Consider the following 14,903-nt stretch of genomic DNA (forward strand, 5'->3'; position numbering starts at 1 on the left):
CAAATCGCGGTGCGGGGCGGCCCAATCGGGTCTAGTCTTGAGTGAGAAGGACCTTCACAGAGGAAGGCCGTGGATGTACGAACAGACCGGCGATGGCTGGCGGGTGTTTGCGGACACGCACGAGCAGATCCTGCTTGCCTTGTACTTCCGTGACCTTGCCGGCATCACGCACGCCGAACAACCGATGCTGTGTCCCCTCGCGCCTCCGGTGAAGCCCGTGGCGGCCCCGGAGGTGCCGCAGCACGGCGCCGCCGAGTTGAAGCAGGAGTGGCAGCAGTGGTGGCACCGTCTCCTGCACCAGGACGGGGGCCCGGTGCGCGCGCCCGCGGGCAGGCGCGTGGACTTGGGGGCGGTTTTCGATCCGCCACGCTTCCCCGGCTTTGACGACTCGCCCACGCTGCAGCGCTTGATGCGCGCCCACTACGGCGCGGCCTTCAGCTGGGTCGACGACCGTTTGGTGGAATACCGTGCGGTGTCCCGCGAGCATTCGGCTGCGGGACGCAGGGTGGCGCTCGAGCGCCTGGTGGAGGACCGTGGCCTGGAGCTGGACCGTCCGGCGGCGTCCATCGACCTCAACCTTCTGGAGTTGCCGCTTGCCGAGCCCCGCGCGTGGTTCGTGGAGCCGCGCACCGTGATCCTCAGCCAGGAGCTGCCGCGGCACGAGGAACTGTTCCGCAGCTATCTCCAGCCCATCGTCGGCATGCTCGCCTGATCCGCCGGGCGGGTCAGCCCTCGCCCGGCTCCCCGGCCAAGCTGATGACAACACGGCCCTCGGTGGTCGACGCCGGCACCCATCCGTCCTCGGCACGGTTCCAGACGAGGCCGGCGTGGCCGACCGACGTGCTCTGGTGCGCCGCCGCATTGGCGACCGCCCACTGTGCCACCGCCCAGCCGCGCTTCCCGTCGGCGTCCAGGATGACGTTCCTGCCTTCGACGGTGGCGCCGAGGTCCCCGAAGGCGGCCTCCGCCGAGTCGGCGACGGTCTGCGGGTTGCCCGCCGCCGTCGCCTTGCGCAGCACGCAGTTCAGCGCCGCGGGGGAGTTGCCCGTCAGGGCGGACGCGTAGGCCCGCCCCTCCGGCTCGTGGTCCGCGTAGGCCTCCGGATAGGCGCTGCGCTGGACCTTCTGCGCGGCCTCGGTGATCGGCATGGTCACGTAGTCGAAGGTGTCCAGCTCCTCGTAGAAACGGTTCGCCGCATACAGCGGATCCAGCACCTGCGCCTGCGTGCCCCAGCCCTGGGAGGGGCGCTGCTGGAACAGTCCGCGCGAGTCCGGGCCGGCGGTGTCGCCGTAGTCGATGTTGCGCAGCTTGGACTCCTGGACCGCCGTCGCTATGCCGATCGTCGCCGCCCGCGCGGGCATGCCGCGGCGGACGGAGACGGCGGCGATCAGCGCGGCGTTGCCGGCCTGATCCGGGGCGAGCTCGTGCTCGTCGGGGCCGACGACGGCGGTGCAGCGCTCGCGCACCAGCGTCTGCTCGTCCTCGAGGTAGTTGTAGGCGGCAGAGACACCGCCGCCCACCACGGCGACGCTGAGGGCCAGCGCCACGAGGGAGCGCGCGCGGCGGCGCCGGCGGATAGTCTTCTTACCGGACCTCCCCCGGGGGGACGTCCGGCCGGGTTCCGCGGCGAGCGCGAAGACGCTGCGGTGGGGGTCAGTTGGCATGCAGGGCGGAGTTCAGCTCCACCGTCTGGCCCTGGCGGGGGAGGGCCTCGACGGCTCCGGAGGTGGAGTTGCGCCGGAACAGCAGGTTGGGAACTCCGGAGAGCTCCAGCGCCTTCACCGTGCGGTCGCCGAGCTGGACGCGCGTGCCGGCGGTCACGTACAGGCCCGCCTCCACCACGCAGTCGTCGCCGATGGAGATTCCGACGCCGGAGTTCGCGCCGAGCAGCACGCGCTGCCCGATCACGATCCGTTCCTTGCCTCCGCCGGACAGGGTGCCCATGATGGACGCGCCGCCGCCGACGTCGGAGCCGTCGCCGACCACCACGGAGGCGGAGATGCGTCCCTCGACCATCGAAGATCCGAGGGTCCCGGCGTTGAAGTTCACGAAGCCCTCGTGCATCACCGTGGTGCCCGGGGCGAGGTGGGCGCCGAGGCGGACCCGGTCGGCATCGGCGATCCGGACGCCGGACGGCATCACGTAGTCCACCATGCGGGGGAACTTGTCCACGCCGAAGACGGACACGGCTCCCCGGCGGCGCAGCCGCAGGCGGGTGGCCTCGAACCCGTCGACCGAGCAGGGGCCGAAGTTTGTCCACACCACGTTGGCGAGCAGGCCGAACACGCCGTCGAGGTTCTGCGCGTTCGGGGCCACGAGGCGGTGGGACAGGAGGTGGAGGCGCAGCCACGCGTCCACGGCGTCCGCGGGCGCGACGTCAAGGTCGATCTCGATTTCGACGACGGACTGCGTGGTGCCGCGATCGGCGTCGTCCACCCGCACCGCTGCGAGTTCGCCGGACACCTTTTCGGCGCCGTCGAGCGGCCCGAGCGACGGGGCGGGGAACCACACGTCCAGGACCGAACCGTCGGCCGCGTACGTGGCGAGTCCGTAGCCGGCTGCGAGGCGCACGGTCGGATCGGCGGGGTTTTGGGCAAGACTGGGCTGGGAGTTCGCGGAAGTCATGCCTCCATGGTAGCCGCGGGGACTGGCGTTAGGCTGGAAGGGTGACCTCAGCCCAGACCGCGCCATCACGCGAACCGCAGCCACCCGCCCTGAACCTCCGGGGCGACGTCGCCCAACTGACCGCAGACCTGATCGACGTCGAATCGGTGTCGGGCAACGAGCGGGCGGTCGCCGACCAGGTCGAGGCGGCCCTGCGGGGGTTGCCGCACCTCGAGGTGCACCGGGACGGCGACGCGGTCGTCGCCCGCACCAGGCTGGGCCGTCCCGAACGCGTGGTCCTGGCCGGGCATCTGGACACGGTACCGCTACCCACCACCGAGGGGTCGCGCGGAACGGTGCCCTCCAGCTGGGAGGACGGGACGCTGTTCGGGCGGGGGTCCACGGACATGAAGGGCGGCGTCGCGGTGCAGCTGGCCCTCGCGGCCGGCATGCTGTCGCCCAACCGGGACGTCACCTATGTCTTCTACGACCACGAGGAGGTCGAAGGCGCCAAGTCGGGCCTGGGCCGCCTGGTGCGCAATAGCCCGGAGCTCTTGGAGGGCGACTTCGCGATCCTCTTGGAGCCCACCAACGGCACCGTGGAGGGCGGGTGCAACGGGACTTCGCGGTTCCGGGTGACCACTCGTGGCGTGGCGGCCCACTCCGCCCGCGCGTGGATGGGCGAGAATGCCATCCACGCCGCTTCGGAGATCCTGGCCCGGCTGGCCGCGCACGAACCGGCGACGGTCGACGTCGACGGACTGCGGTACCGCGAGTCCCTTAACGCCGTGCGGATCGCGGGCGGCATCGCCGGCAACGTCATCCCCGACCGCTGCGAGGTGGAGATCAACTACCGCTTTGCCCCGGACAAGACCATCGACGACGCCGAGGCCTACGTGCGCGCCCTGATGGACGGGTTCGACATTGAGCGGACCGACGGCGCGCCCGGCGCGCGCCCCGGGTTGAACCACCCGGCAGCGGCATCCTTCGTGGAGGCCGTCGGCGCCGTTCCGCTGCCCAAGTACGGCTGGACGGACGTCGCGCGGTTTTCCGAGCTGGGGATTCCGGCCGTGAACTTCGGCCCCGGCGACGCCCTGCTGGCGCACTCGGACGACGAACACGTTGAGGCGGAGGCCGTTCGCGCGTGCCTGGCCGCCCTGACACGATGGCTCACCGACTGACCCGATGGCTGACCCGATCCGCACGGGAGGCGGCGCACCCATGGTGCGCCGCCTCCCGTGCGGTTTCCGCGTCCCGCGTCTTCGTAAAGCCACCGGCGGACCCGGCCCGCCGTGCGGGCAGGGTCCGCCGGCCCGGCCCGCGCTAGCCCGGGGGAGCCGTGGTCGTCGTCGCGGAGCCTGCCGCGGGCGGGAGGCCGGCCGGAACCCCGACCGGCGGATCGGCGTCCTTCTTGACCTTGCCCGGACCCCGGCTGCTGAGCCGGCTCGAGACGAACTCGGCCAGCCGCGAGAGCGAGAAGTTGATGACGATGAAGATCGCGGCGACCACGATCAGGGCCTGCAACACGTTGCCGTTGGGCGAGGAGTAGGTGCGGCCGTAGAACAGCAGCTCGTTGAAGCTGATGATGTAGCCCAGCGCCGAGTCCTTCAGGATCACCACGAACTGGCCGATGAGGGCCGGGAGCATGGCGATCAGCGCCTGCGGGATCTCGATCAGGCGGAGCGACTGCTGCCGCGTCAGGCCGATGGCGATGCCCGCCTCCCGCTGGCCCTTGGGCAGGTTGTGCACACCGGAGCGCACCAGTTCGGCGACGACGGAGCCGTTGTAGAAGACCAGGGCCGCGACCACCGCCCACAGGGCGCTCTCGTTGGAAATCTGCAGGGTGCGGGCGAAGAACACGTTGAAGAACACGATCATCAGCAGCACGGGAACCGCGCGGAAGAACTCGACGACCACGGAGCTGACCCCGTTGATCAGCTTGTTGTGTGAGAGCCGGCCCATGCCGAAGATCAGGCCGAACACGACAGATCCCACGATGCCCAGGGCCGCGGCCTTCAGGGTGTTGCCGAGGCCCGGAAGCAGGTAGTCCGTCCAGGTGCTGGCCTCCAGGAAGTCGTCCCACTGCGAGGCCTGCATCTGGTCCTTGGCAGCGAGGCCGGCGATGATCCACCACAGCAGGCCCACGATGACGACCACGCCGACGACGTTGATCGCGAGGATGGTCCGGCGCGACTTGGGGCCGGGTGCGTCGAAGATTACCGATGCGCTCATCGGGACACCGCCAGTTTCTTGGAGAGCCAGGTGGTCAGGAGTCCGACCGGGATCACGATGATCACGAACCCGGCGGCAAAGGTGAGGAAGATCGGGATAACGATGTCCGCGCGGACGTCGATCATCGTCTTCATGACGGACGACGCCTCGATGGCCACGGAACCCACGGCCGCAACCGTGGAGTTCTTGATCAGGGCGATCAGGACGTTGCCCAGGGGCACGATCGCCCCGCGGAAGGCCTGCGGGAGGATCACGAGCCGGGCCGCCGGCATAAAGCCGAGGCCGATCGCGCGCGCCGCCTCCGCCTGGCCGAGCGGAACGGTGTTGACGCCCGAGCGGATGGCCTCGCAGACGAAGGCCGCGTGGTAGATGGCCAGCCCCATCACGGCGAGGCGGAAGAAGTTTTCCTGGAAGCCCCCGCCGAGGTTCAGCCCGAGCTGCCCGTTCAGCGCAAGCACCCCGAAGAGGATGATGATGGTCAGCGGGGTGTTGCGGATCAGGTTGACGTACGACGTTCCGATCGCGCGGAAGCTCGCTACGGGGGAAATGCGCATCATGGCCAGGAACGTGCCCAGGACGAGGGCTCCGATGGCCGCCCAGAACGTCAGCTGGATGTTGACCCAGAACGCCGCGGGGATGTTGTATTCCGTGAAGATCGATAGGTAGTTTTCCACTGCCTGCCTCTATCTCGGTGGCCGCGCGTGCGCGGCCCAGTGGGAGAGCGGTCCCGGGCGGGCGGTTCCTTCGCAGGAGCCGCCCGCCCGGGTCTGGCCGCGGCGGGAAACGCGTGGCGTCCCCCGCCGCGGCCGGGCTTGCTGACTAGGCGCAGGCGGCCGGGGTCGGCGGGTTGAGATCGGCGTTCGGCTTGTAGCCGGTGCCCTCGGTGTTGGCCTCCAAGGCCTTCTCCCACTCGTCGGACTCGATCATCTTCGTGATGGCCTCGTTGATGGCCTCGCACTTGTCGGAGCCCTTGGGCAGTCCGACGCCGTAGTTCTCCTCGGAGAACGGCTTGCCCAGGACCTTGAACTTGCCCTGGTACGCGGGCTGGGCGGCGAGGCCGGCCAGGATGATGTCGTCGGTGGTGACGGCGTCGATGGTCCCGCCGGACATCTGGGTGGTGCACTCCGCGTAGCCCGGAAGCTCCTGCAGGTTCACGCCGGACGCGTAGGTCTCCTTGACCTTCAGGGCCGACGTGGAGCCGGTGACGGAGCACAGGTTCTTGCCGTCGAGGTCCTCGGGGGAGGTGATGTCCGAGTCCACGCTGATCAGCAGATCCTGGCCGGCGACGAAGTACGGGCCCGCGAAGTCGATGACTTCCTTGCGCTTGTCGGTGATGGAGTAGGTCGCGAAGATCATGTCGACCTGGTTGTTCTGCAGCATCGTCTCGCGGTTGGCGGACGGCGCGGACACGAACTCGATCTTGTCCTCCGGGAACCCCAGCTCGTTGGCGACGTACTTGGCGACGTCGACGTCGAATCCCTTGAACGTGTCGCCGTCCTTGAAGCCCAGACCCGGCTGGTCGAACTTGATGCCGATCTTGATGGTGTCGTCGGCCTCGCCGGCGCCGCCGCCGCCACAGGCGGTCAGGGTGAGTGCGGCCGCGGCCGTGACGGCCGCGAGCGCGATGCGGGACTTGCGCATGTGTTTCTCCTTGGTTCTTTGGCCGCACCTACAGGGCGGCCGCGAGTGATGTGTGGTTGTGTGCCGGGGGCTAGTGGGTGATCAGCTTGCCGAGGAAGTCCTTGGCGCGGTCGCTCTTGGGGTTCGTGAAGAACTCGTGCGGGACGGCCTGCTCCACGATCTGCCCGTCCGCCATAAAGACCACGCGGTCGGCGGCCTTCCGGGCGAACCCCATCTCGTGGGTCACCACGATCATGGTCATGCCCTCCTTGGCCAGCCCGACCATCGTGTCCAGGACCTCCTGGATCATCTCCGGGTCCAGCGCCGAGGTCGGTTCGTCGAACAGCATCACCTTCGGTCGCATGGCCAGCGCGCGGGCAATGGCCACACGCTGCTGCTGCCCGCCGGAGAGCTGCGCGGGCAGCTTGTCCTTCTGGTTGGCGACGCCGACGCGCTCCAGGAGCTGCATGGCCAGCTTGTCCGCCTCGGCCTTCTTCATGCCCTTAACTTTGATCGGGCCCAGGGTCACGTTCTCCAGGATGGACTTGTGCGCGAAGAGGTTGAAGGACTGGAAGACCATGCCGACGTCGGCGCGGAGCGCCGCGAGCTGCTTCCCCTCCTCCGGCAACTTGTTGCCGTCGATGTAGATCTCGCCGTCGTCGATGGTCTCCAGGCGGTTGATGGCCCGGCACAACGTGGACTTGCCGGATCCGGAGGGACCGAGGACGACAACCACCTCGCCTTTGGCGACTTCGAGGTCGATGTTCTGCAACACGTGCAGTGGCCCGTAATGCTTGTTGACCTTGGCCAATCGGACGATCGGTCCGGACGCCGTGGCGTTGCCGGTCAGAGGATCTGTGCTCATAGGGACGAGACTAGTCGATGTAAGGCATGCCACAACTGACCTCACCGTACTTCTGGAAGGATCGTCGCGGAATCTTAACTTTGCTGAAACAGCCGGAGCCGTGGCCGACTAGCCTGCCTATAGGGTGGGAACATGCCTAGCAACAACTCCCAAGGACCACAGTTCGATCCGTTGCCGGACCCCGCGCGGCGCAAGGGATCGGTGGTCCTGCGCCACGAGCAGGCCAAAACACCGCAGGCCGATGCCCTGCTGCTGGACTCCAACCGGGGCATAGATTTCACCCACACCGACCCCTGGCGCGTGCTGCGGATCCAGAGCGAGTTCGTCGAGGGATTCGGTACGCTGTCCGAGCTGGGGCCAGCCGTCAGCGTATTCGGCTCCGCCCGCACGGCCCGGGGGACGGAGCGCTACGAGCAGGCGGAGCAGATCGGCCTCCTCCTCGCCGAGGCGGGATACGCGGTCATCACCGGCGGGGGTCCCGGGATCATGGAGGCCGCCAACAAGGGTGCCGTCGCCGCCGAGGGCACGTCGGTGGGGCTCGGAATCGAGCTCCCGTTCGAGACGGGCCTGAACGAGTTCGTCGACCTCGGCATCAACTTCCGCTACTTCTTCGCCCGCAAGACCATGTTCGTGAAGTACTCGCAGGGTTTCATCGTCCTTCCGGGAGGATTCGGAACCCTCGACGAGCTGTTCGAGGCGCTGACGCTCGTCCAGACCGAAAAGGTGACCAGCTTCCCGATCGTCCTCTTGGGAACCTCCTACTGGGAGCCGCTCGTGGCCTGGCTGCGCGCCACCGTGGTCGAGGAGGGCGCGATCTCGCCGCGGGACATGGACCTGATCCAACTGACCGACGACCCCGCCGAGGCCGTACGCCTGATCATGTCGCACAACGACCACCACACCAGAGGCTAGGAAACGGCGTTGGAATACCTGCTGTTGTTTCTGGCCGTGCTGGTGGCCGGCGCCGCGGTGTTCCTGTCCGTCGGCCGGTGGCGGCGGCCGACGGATGTCTCGCCGAGAACGTCGCCTGCGGGGGAGATTCTCGGTCTCGCCGAGCCCCTTCCCACACTGCCCCCGGTGCTGCTTCCCGAGCGTCCCACGGGCACCGACATCGAGGGAGTCAGGCTCGGCGTGGGTCTGCGCGGGTACCGCTGCGACCAGGTCGACGCGGTCCTGGAGGCCCTGGCCGGTGAAATCGACCTCCTCAATGCGGAACTCGACGACGCGCGGCGCGGCCCTGTGATTAGCGCCACGAACCATTCTCCGGAATAATATGAAATGCAGGTTGAACGCATTACCGCCCCGGCGGCTTCGTTCAACGTTCGACCGGCGGAGCCAGGGGGTTCCGTGACATCTAGGAAGGAACACAGCGCCAATGGCTGCGATGAAACCGCGTACCGGGGATGGCCCCATGGAGGTCACCAAGGAAGGCCGTAGCCTGATCATGCGGGTGCCGATCGACGGCGGTGGGCGCCTTGTGGTGGAGCTGAACGTGGCCGAGGCGGCCGAGCTCAAGGAGTGCCTAGTCGGCGTCACGGAGTAGTCCTTCCGGAACTGTGACACAGACGTCGAAGGGTTCGGACGGCAGCGACCGTCCGAACCCTTTCGTGTGCGTGGAATCGGCGGACCGGCCGCCGGCGGCTACGCGGTCTTGACGGCGAGCAGCAGGCCGCTGCCCGTGGGCACGACCGATGTCACGAGGTCCTCGCGCTCCCTGAGGTAGCGTCCGATCTGCCGCGCGGCCACCGTGCTGGGCTGGCGCACCGCCGGCTGCGGGACGCGGTCCTCGTCGAGCGCGTCGTGGACCAGGAGCATGCCGCCCCGGCGCAGCAGCCGCACGCCATGCTCCACGTAATCGACGAGGTGCGTCTTGTCCGCGTCGATGAACACCAGGTCGTAGGCCGAATCCGTCAGGCGGGGCAGCACGTCGCGTGCGCGGCCGCAGATGGTCCGCGTCCGGTTGGGCGCGATTCCGGCGTCGAGGTAGGCCTCGCGGGCCGCGTTGAGGTGGTCCACGTCGATGTCGATGGTCGTGAACACCGACTGCCGGTCCAGCCCGCGCAGCAGGCTCACCCCGGAGACCCCGACGCCGGAGCCGACCTCCACCGCGGTGCGCGCCTTCGAGGAGGCGGCAAGGACCGTGAGCAACGCCGCGGTGCCGGAGCCGACGGGCGATACGCCGAGCTCGTGGCCGCGCTCGCGGGCGCGGGTGACGACCTCGTCCTCAACCGGCAAGGCCTCGGTGTAGGACCAGCTGCTCTGCTTGTCGGCGCTCATTGGCGTGGAAGTTCCTTCGGGGTATCGGGGAGTGGAGGGCCGGACGGCCGCACTCCATCCTAACGCCAGCCATTCTTCAGCAATCTCACAGGGTGGTCGGCCAGAATGGGGTACGTGAACGCCACCGACACGACCCGCGCAGCTGCTCCCGCACCCGAGCCCGAGGAAACGGGCGTTCCGGGATGGGAAGAGATCGTAGAGGTCCACTCGCCGAAGGTCTACCGGCTTGCATACCGCCTGACGGGCAACAAGTTCGACGCCGAGGACCTGACCCAGGAAACCTTCGTCCGGGTCTTCCGTTCGCTCCACAACTTCACGCCGGGAACCATCGGCGGCTGGCTGCACCGCATCACCACCAACCTCTTCCTGGACCAGGCCAGGCGCAAGAACCGCATCCGCTTCGATGCCTTGGCCGAGGACGCGGAGAGTCGCGTGGAGGGCAAGGACCCCGGGCCGGAGCGAAGCTTCGAGCACAACAACCTGGACATCGATGTGCAGGCGGCCCTTGACGGGCTTCCGCCGGACTTCCGCGCGGCCGTGGTGCTGTGCGACCTGGAGGGCTTGTCCTACGAGGAGGTCGCGGCCGTGCTGGGAGTCAAACTGGGCACCGTCCGTTCGCGCATCCACCGCGGACGCGCGCTCCTGCGCGAGAAGCTTGCGCACCGCAACCCGTCCCGGACCGCCGCGACCGGCATGGTGCTGCCTAAGGTGGGACCGTCCGTGTCGGAGGCCCACTAGGTGAGGCACCGTCAGGAGCGCTGGCTCGACGCCTACATCGACGGGGAATTGCCCGTCGAAAGGGCGGCGGCGCTCGAGGAGCACGTGCGGGGCTGCGCCGATTGCCGCGTGGGTCTCGAGGACCGCCAGCGGCTGCTCCGACGTCTGCGGGCCATCTCCTCCACCGCGAACCCGGGCCCAAGTCCCGATCCCGCGCTACTGGACCGGCTGTTCCAACCGGACCGCGCTTTGGACGACGACGCCGACTGGGCCACCCTGGCCGACGGCTACGGCCATCGGTCCACGCTGCGCAGGATGGCGCCGGCGCTGGCCTCCGTCGCCGTGATGGTTCTTGTCGCCGGCGTCCTGGGGGCGGCCTGGCTTCTGGGTGGCCCCGAGCGCTCCACCCTGGCCGCCGCAACCGCCGTTTCGGCGGCGTGGGCCGACGAGCCCGCGGCGTTGGACAGCGAGGACATCGCCCGGTTGCGTGCCGCCGGGTGGAATTGCCCCGAGTTCACGCACATCGGGCTGGCGCTGGTCAAGGCCACGGGCGAGAGGCTCGAGGGCTCCGCGCGGTTGTCCCTCGAGTTCTCGGGAGCCGCCGGGGAACTGCGCGTCACGGAGCGGCGCATGGACGCCGACGGCATGGCGGACGCGCTGGCGTTCGGTGGCGCCGACGCGGTCCCGCGCCCTTCCCCGTCGCCCGCGCGGGGCGTCCAGCCCATGTCGGGGGACGAGACCATCCTGGTGGCCGGGGAACGCGCGTCCATCGAGCCGGAAGAAGCCTCAGGCGCGACGCAGGCCGCCTCCGTCGAGATGGAATCGGCCGCCTACGAGGTGCAGTCCACGCTGGGGCAACGCGTCACCGAGGCCGTGCTGCGCCGGATCGTCGTGACGGAGCACTCGAAGCTGGTCCCGGGCGGCGCCGAGGATCCCGACGCCTGGGAGCGCATCGGCCGTGGCATGGCCCGGCTGATGATTGTGGACACCGAACGGTGACGCCGGATCCGGCGCCGCGCGACGAAGCGCGGAATACGGGGATGCGCGACCGAGCGGGTAATCTCTAAGCGTGTTCGGAATTAACGGTGGCGAGTTCCTCATTCTCGCGGTGCTCGCGGTCCTTGTCCTGGGTCCAGACAAGCTGCCCGAATACGCGCAGCAACTGGCCCGGCTGGTCAAGGAAGTCCGCCGCATGGCCACGGGCGCCAAGGAACAGCTCCGCGAGGAGGTCGGCGACGAGATCGCGGACATCGACTGGCGCAAGCTCGATCCCCGCCAATACGATCCGCGCAAGATCATCAAGGACGCGCTGCTGGACGATTTCGACGACGCCGTGGCCGCGGCCAAAGAGACCCCGGCCAAGGCCATTTCGGCGCAGCGCACGCCGGCGCCCCGGTCCAGCGAACCGCGGTTGGCCGAGGGCGAGTCCGCGCCGTTCGACTCGGAAGCGACGTAGCGACGGAAGTAACGTAGCGACGGACGCAGCCTGGCGACGGACGCAATTAGGCGGGCCTGACTCCCAAGGGCTTGCCCGCGAGGCCGCGGGGCCGGTTGGCCAGCGTGCTGGCGATGCGTGCGATCTCCCGCGAGGCCGGAGCTTCGGGATGGGACAGCACCACGGGGACGCCGGAGTCGCCGCCCTCCCGCAGCCGAGGATCCAGTGCGATGCCGCCAAGCAGCGGCACCGGCGCACCCAGCGTCTCGGCCAGGCGCCCGGCCAGCAGCTCGCCGCCGCCCGAACCGAACGGTTCCATGCGGCCGCCGCCGGGCAACTCGAGCCAGGACATGTTCTCGACGACGCCGAGCACCTCCTGGCCCGTTTGCTTCGCGACCGCACCCGCGCGCTCGGCCACCTCCGCCGCCGCCGACTGCGGCGTGGTCACCACCAACAGCCCGGAGCCGGGCAGCAGTTGGGCGACGGAGATGGCGATGTCGCCGGTGCCCGGCGGCAGGTCCAGCAGCAGTACGTCCAGGTCCCCGAAGTGCACGTCCGTCAGGAACTGCTCCAAGGCCCGGTGGAGCATGGGACCGCGCCACACCACGGGCTGGTTCCCCTCGACGAACATGCCGATGGAGATGACCTTCACGCCGTGGGCCACCGGCGGCAGGATCAGTTCGTCCACCCGAGTCGGCGGCTGCGTGATGCCCATCAGCCCGGGCACGGAAAACCCGTGGACGTCCGCGTCGATGATCCCCACGCGCAGTCCGTCCGCGGCCATCGCGCAGGCCAGGTTCACGGTGAGGCTGGACTTGCCCACCCCGCCCTTGCCGCTGGCGACGGCTATTACGCGGGTCAGCGATCCCGGCGAGCTGAACGGGACGGAGCGGACCTTCAGCCCCTCCTTCAGGGTGGCCCGTTGCTCGGGTGTCATCACGCCCACGTCGACCGTGACGGTGGCGACGCCCGCAACCCCCAAGGCGGCGGCGGTGACGTCCTCGACGATGGTGTTGCGCAGGGGGCACCCGGCGATGGTCAGCAGCACGCGGACGCGGGCCGCGCCGTCGTCGGCCACCTCGACGGACTCGACCATGCCGAGATCGGTGATGGGCCGGCGCAGTTCCGGGTCCTGGACGGTGGACAGCGCGGCCATCACGCTTTCCGGGGCGGTCGGCCCGGTTGCCTTGCGGGTGGTGCCGTTCACGCGCTCAGGCACCGCTGCCGGGGGTGACGCGCGGGAGTTGCGTGGTGGCGTCGGCGACCCGCTCCTTTTTCTTCTTCGGGGACTTGCCGCGCAGGCGGATCTCCTCGCCGTCGTTCGACTCCAACAGGTCCTCGAGCGCCGAACGCAGTTCGCTGCGCACGTAGTCGCGGGTGGCCACGTCGCGCAGGGCGATGCGGAGGGCGGCCAGCTCGCGGGTGAGGTACTCGGTGTCGTGCAGGTTGCGCTCGGCACGCTGGCGGTCCTCGGTCACGGAGACCTTGTCCCGGTCGTCTTGGCGGTTCTGCGCCAGCAGGAGCAGCGGGGCGGCGTAGGACGCCTGCAGGGAGAGCATCAGCGTCAGCGCGGTGAAGCCGATCGCGGCGTCGTCGAAGCGCAGGTGGGGCGGCGCCCACGTGTTCCAGACCAGCCAGAACACACAGAAGATTGACATGTACAGGAGGAACGTCGGCGTGCCCATAAAGCGGGCGAACCCCTCGGTCGCCTTGCCGAAGGCGTCGGGATTCGGCGAGACGCGCGGCCAGAAGCGCTCGCGCGCCGCCAACGGGGTATCGAGTCCCGACGTGGGATTGTTCTTCTCAGCCATTGGCGTGTTCTCCCTTCGGTTCCTTGTCGTCGTCGTGGGTGCGCCAGTCGTCCGGCAGGAGGTGGTCCAGCACGTCGTCCACCGTCACCGCGCCCACCAGGCGCCCGGTGGAATTCACCACGGGCAACGACGTGAGGTTGTAGGCGGCGAGGATGCGCGCGACCTCGCTGATGCCGGCGAAGTCGTGCACCGGTTCCAGGTCCGTGTCGAGGATGTTGCCCAGCGGCTCCGGCGGCGGGCAGCGCAGCAGCGCCTGGATGTGGACGACGCCGAGGTAGCGGCCGGTGGGCGTCTCCGACGGCGGCCGGCACACGAACACCGACGAGGCCAGGGCGGGGCTCAACTCCTCCCGCCTGACATAGGCGAGGGCCTCGGCGACTGTGGCCTCCGGGGGCAGGATGATCGGGACGGTGGTCATCATCGATCCGGCCGTGTTCTCCTCGTACTCCAACAGCCGGCGGACGTCCTTGGCATCGTCCGGCTCCATCAGGCCCAGCAGGGCCTCCTGCTGCTCCTCGGAAAGCTCCGCCAGGAGGTCGGCGGCGTCGTCCGGGTCCATTTCCTCAAGCACGTCCGCGGCGCGCTCCATGTCCAGCGAGGACAGGATCTGGACCTGCTCGTCGTCCGGCAGCTCCTGCAGCACGTCGGCGAGGCGGTCGTCCTGGAGTTCGCTGGCCACCTCGACGCGGCGCTTGTCGTTCATTTCGTGCAGCGCCTCGGCGAAGTCCGCGGGCTTCAGCTCCTCGTGCGCGGCAACGAACTGCGCCGCCGCCTGCGGCTCCTCGAGGTCGCCGTGGACCACCTCGTTGCGCGCGACCAGCAGGCGCTCGCCCCGCGAGAGCCGGCGCAGGGCGCGGAAGCCGCCCGTCTCGCCGCGCCGCACGTAGTAGTCGGAGATGATCCAGTCGCCGCTTCGCAACCGCTCGAGGCCGATGTCCTCGACGACGCCGTTGCCCGAGCCGTCCTTGAAGACGACCTTCCTGTCGAACAGCTCCGCGGCGGCCAGGCGTTCCGCGCCGCGCTGCTGGAAGCGCCTCAGATTGACCAGGCCGGAACAGATCACCTGGCTGGACTCGATGGCGTGCACGCGGGTCATGGGCACAAAAACGCGCTTCTTCCCGGGCACCTCGACCACGAGGCCCACGCACTGTGCCGGTTTCGACGGTCCTTGGTCGAGCACAACAACGTCCCGCAGCCGGCCCAGGCGGTCACCGAGGGGGTCGAAGACGTCGAGGCCGAGCAGGCGGGCAATAAAGACCTTGTTCAGGGAGCTGCTCACCTACTTAGGCTACTGCCTGTGCGGCGCAGGGGAGATTCCGCCCGGGGGCCGGTTCACCCGCAG

Annotated in this window: 18 protein-coding genes; 8 read left to right on the forward strand and 10 right to left on the reverse strand. The window is 69.0% G+C overall.

Annotated elements, in window-relative coordinates; translation table 11 throughout:
• Window positions 1–73: 73 nt before the first annotated feature.
• Entirely contained in the window at window positions 74–712 is a 639-nt protein-coding gene (locus AC3ZJJ_RS03815; RefSeq protein WP_489893935.1) for a hypothetical protein, read from the forward strand.
• 13 nt (window positions 713–725) lie between these two features.
• On the opposite strand, the gene AC3ZJJ_RS03820 is transcribed toward AC3ZJJ_RS03815, so the two are convergent.
• The gene (locus AC3ZJJ_RS03820) at window positions 726–1,577 is read right to left on the reverse strand and encodes a hypothetical protein (protein WP_489895669.1); all 852 of its coding nucleotides are present in this window, start codon (window positions 1,575–1,577) and stop codon (window positions 726–728) included.
• Window positions 1,578–1,653: 76 nt separating this feature from the next.
• Window positions 1,654–2,625, reverse strand: a complete 972-nt coding sequence (dapD, locus tag AC3ZJJ_RS03825) for a 2,3,4,5-tetrahydropyridine-2,6-dicarboxylate N-succinyltransferase (protein WP_489893936.1) — start codon at window positions 2,623–2,625, stop codon at window positions 1,654–1,656.
• 41 nt (window positions 2,626–2,666) lie between these two features.
• Between dapD and dapE the strand changes: the two genes are divergently transcribed.
• Entirely contained in the window at window positions 2,667–3,785 is a 1,119-nt protein-coding gene (dapE, locus tag AC3ZJJ_RS03830; RefSeq protein ID WP_489893937.1) for a succinyl-diaminopimelate desuccinylase, read from the forward strand.
• 142 nt (window positions 3,786–3,927) lie between these two features.
• Here the strand turns inward: dapE and AC3ZJJ_RS03835 are convergent, their stop codons facing one another.
• The 4 genes from AC3ZJJ_RS03835 to AC3ZJJ_RS03850 all read right to left on the reverse strand — a co-directional run bounded on the left by AC3ZJJ_RS03835 (window position 3,928) and on the right by AC3ZJJ_RS03850 (window position 7,321).
• Window positions 3,928–4,836, reverse strand: a complete 909-nt coding sequence (locus tag AC3ZJJ_RS03835; RefSeq protein ID WP_489893938.1) for an amino acid ABC transporter permease — start codon at window positions 4,834–4,836, stop codon at window positions 3,928–3,930.
• A complete protein-coding gene (locus AC3ZJJ_RS03840; protein ID WP_489893939.1) occupies window positions 4,833–5,510 on the reverse strand; it encodes an amino acid ABC transporter permease in 678 nt (225 codons plus the stop codon). The genes AC3ZJJ_RS03835 and AC3ZJJ_RS03840 overlap by 4 nt, the downstream gene beginning before the upstream one ends.
• A 145-nt stretch (window positions 5,511–5,655) precedes the next feature.
• A complete protein-coding gene (locus AC3ZJJ_RS03845; RefSeq protein ID WP_489893940.1) occupies window positions 5,656–6,477 on the reverse strand; it encodes a glutamate ABC transporter substrate-binding protein in 822 nt (273 codons plus the stop codon).
• A gap of 70 nt (window positions 6,478–6,547) precedes the next feature.
• On the reverse strand, window positions 6,548–7,321 hold the full coding sequence (locus AC3ZJJ_RS03850; protein WP_489893941.1) for an amino acid ABC transporter ATP-binding protein: 774 nt from the start codon (window positions 7,319–7,321) through the stop codon (window positions 6,548–6,550).
• 132 nt (window positions 7,322–7,453) lie between these two features.
• On the opposite strand from AC3ZJJ_RS03850, the gene AC3ZJJ_RS03855 reads away from it, so the two are divergent.
• The 3 genes from AC3ZJJ_RS03855 (at window position 7,454) to AC3ZJJ_RS03865 (ending at window position 8,864) form a co-directional block, all read left to right on the forward strand.
• Window positions 7,454–8,233, forward strand: a complete 780-nt coding sequence (locus AC3ZJJ_RS03855) for an LOG family protein (protein WP_489893942.1) — start codon at window positions 7,454–7,456, stop codon at window positions 8,231–8,233.
• Between the two features lie 9 nt (window positions 8,234–8,242).
• Window positions 8,243–8,593: a DivIVA domain-containing protein gene (locus tag AC3ZJJ_RS03860; protein ID WP_489893943.1), complete on the forward strand. Its 351-nt coding sequence runs from the start codon at window positions 8,243–8,245 to the stop codon at window positions 8,591–8,593.
• 103 nt (window positions 8,594–8,696) lie between these two features.
• Complete coding sequence (locus AC3ZJJ_RS03865; RefSeq protein ID WP_489893944.1) at window positions 8,697–8,864, forward strand: DUF3117 domain-containing protein; 168 nt, start codon at window positions 8,697–8,699, stop codon at window positions 8,862–8,864.
• Between the two features lie 98 nt (window positions 8,865–8,962).
• Here the strand turns inward: AC3ZJJ_RS03865 and AC3ZJJ_RS03870 are convergent, their stop codons facing one another.
• The gene (locus tag AC3ZJJ_RS03870) at window positions 8,963–9,598 is read right to left on the reverse strand and encodes an O-methyltransferase (RefSeq protein WP_489893945.1); all 636 of its coding nucleotides are present in this window, start codon (window positions 9,596–9,598) and stop codon (window positions 8,963–8,965) included.
• A 105-nt stretch (window positions 9,599–9,703) separates the two neighbouring features.
• Here AC3ZJJ_RS03870 and sigE point away from each other — a divergent pair, with 105 nt between their 5' ends.
• The 3 genes from sigE to AC3ZJJ_RS03885 all read left to right on the forward strand — a co-directional run bounded on the left by sigE (window position 9,704) and on the right by AC3ZJJ_RS03885 (window position 11,771).
• Complete coding sequence (gene sigE / locus AC3ZJJ_RS03875) at window positions 9,704–10,336, forward strand: RNA polymerase sigma factor SigE (protein ID WP_489893946.1); 633 nt, start codon at window positions 9,704–9,706, stop codon at window positions 10,334–10,336.
• A complete protein-coding gene (locus tag AC3ZJJ_RS03880; RefSeq protein ID WP_489893947.1) occupies window positions 10,337–11,314 on the forward strand; it encodes a zf-HC2 domain-containing protein in 978 nt (325 codons plus the stop codon).
• 70 nt (window positions 11,315–11,384) lie between these two features.
• Entirely contained in the window at window positions 11,385–11,771 is a 387-nt protein-coding gene (locus AC3ZJJ_RS03885; protein WP_489893948.1) for a sec-independent translocase, read from the forward strand.
• Between the two features lie 46 nt (window positions 11,772–11,817).
• On the opposite strand, the gene AC3ZJJ_RS03890 is transcribed toward AC3ZJJ_RS03885, so the two are convergent.
• From AC3ZJJ_RS03890 to AC3ZJJ_RS03900, 3 genes are read right to left on the reverse strand one after another with little or no spacing between them, the layout of a single operon-like run.
• A complete protein-coding gene (locus tag AC3ZJJ_RS03890) occupies window positions 11,818–12,906 on the reverse strand; it encodes an Mrp/NBP35 family ATP-binding protein (RefSeq protein ID WP_489895671.1) in 1,089 nt (362 codons plus the stop codon).
• Window positions 12,907–12,961: 55 nt separating this feature from the next.
• Window positions 12,962–13,561, reverse strand: coding sequence for a DUF1003 domain-containing protein (locus AC3ZJJ_RS03895; RefSeq protein ID WP_489893949.1), 600 nt, complete (start codon window positions 13,559–13,561; stop codon window positions 12,962–12,964).
• Window positions 13,554–14,840 carry a magnesium transporter MgtE N-terminal domain-containing protein gene (locus AC3ZJJ_RS03900; RefSeq protein WP_489893950.1) on the reverse strand — a complete coding sequence of 429 codons (1,287 nt, stop codon included), beginning with the start codon at window positions 14,838–14,840 and terminating at the stop codon, window positions 13,554–13,556. Before AC3ZJJ_RS03900 ends, AC3ZJJ_RS03895 begins: the two co-directional genes overlap by 8 nt.
• Window positions 14,841–14,903 lie beyond the last annotated feature (63 nt).

The sequence above is a fragment of the Arthrobacter sp. AOP29-A2-19 genome, from assembly GCF_058138025.1.

Bases quoted from the DNA above. Each gene is read 5' to 3' on its own strand.
- AC3ZJJ_RS03815 (WP_489893935.1), top strand. From the start codon at position 74: ATGTACGAACAGACCGGCGATGGCTGGCGGGTGTTTGCGGACACGCAC.
- dapD (WP_489893936.1), bottom strand. From the start codon at position 2,625: ATGACTTCCGCGAACTCCCAGCCCAGTCTTGCCCAAAACCCCGCCGAT.
- AC3ZJJ_RS03835 (WP_489893938.1), bottom strand. From the start codon at position 4,836: ATGAGCGCATCGGTAATCTTCGACGCACCCGGCCCCAAGTCGCGCCGG.
- AC3ZJJ_RS03845 (WP_489893940.1), bottom strand. From the start codon at position 6,477: ATGCGCAAGTCCCGCATCGCGCTCGCGGCCGTCACGGCCGCGGCCGCA.
- AC3ZJJ_RS03850 (WP_489893941.1), bottom strand. From the start codon at position 7,321: ATGAGCACAGATCCTCTGACCGGCAACGCCACGGCGTCCGGACCGATC.
- AC3ZJJ_RS03855 (WP_489893942.1), top strand. From the start codon at position 7,454: ATGCCTAGCAACAACTCCCAAGGACCACAGTTCGATCCGTTGCCGGAC.
- AC3ZJJ_RS03865 (WP_489893944.1), top strand. From the start codon at position 8,697: ATGGCTGCGATGAAACCGCGTACCGGGGATGGCCCCATGGAGGTCACC.
- AC3ZJJ_RS03870 (WP_489893945.1), bottom strand. From the start codon at position 9,598: ATGAGCGCCGACAAGCAGAGCAGCTGGTCCTACACCGAGGCCTTGCCG.
- sigE (WP_489893946.1), top strand. From the start codon at position 9,704: ATGGGGTACGTGAACGCCACCGACACGACCCGCGCAGCTGCTCCCGCA.
- AC3ZJJ_RS03890 (WP_489895671.1), bottom strand. From the start codon at position 12,906: ATGGCCGCGCTGTCCACCGTCCAGGACCCGGAACTGCGCCGGCCCATC.
- AC3ZJJ_RS03895 (WP_489893949.1), bottom strand. From the start codon at position 13,561: ATGGCTGAGAAGAACAATCCCACGTCGGGACTCGATACCCCGTTGGCG.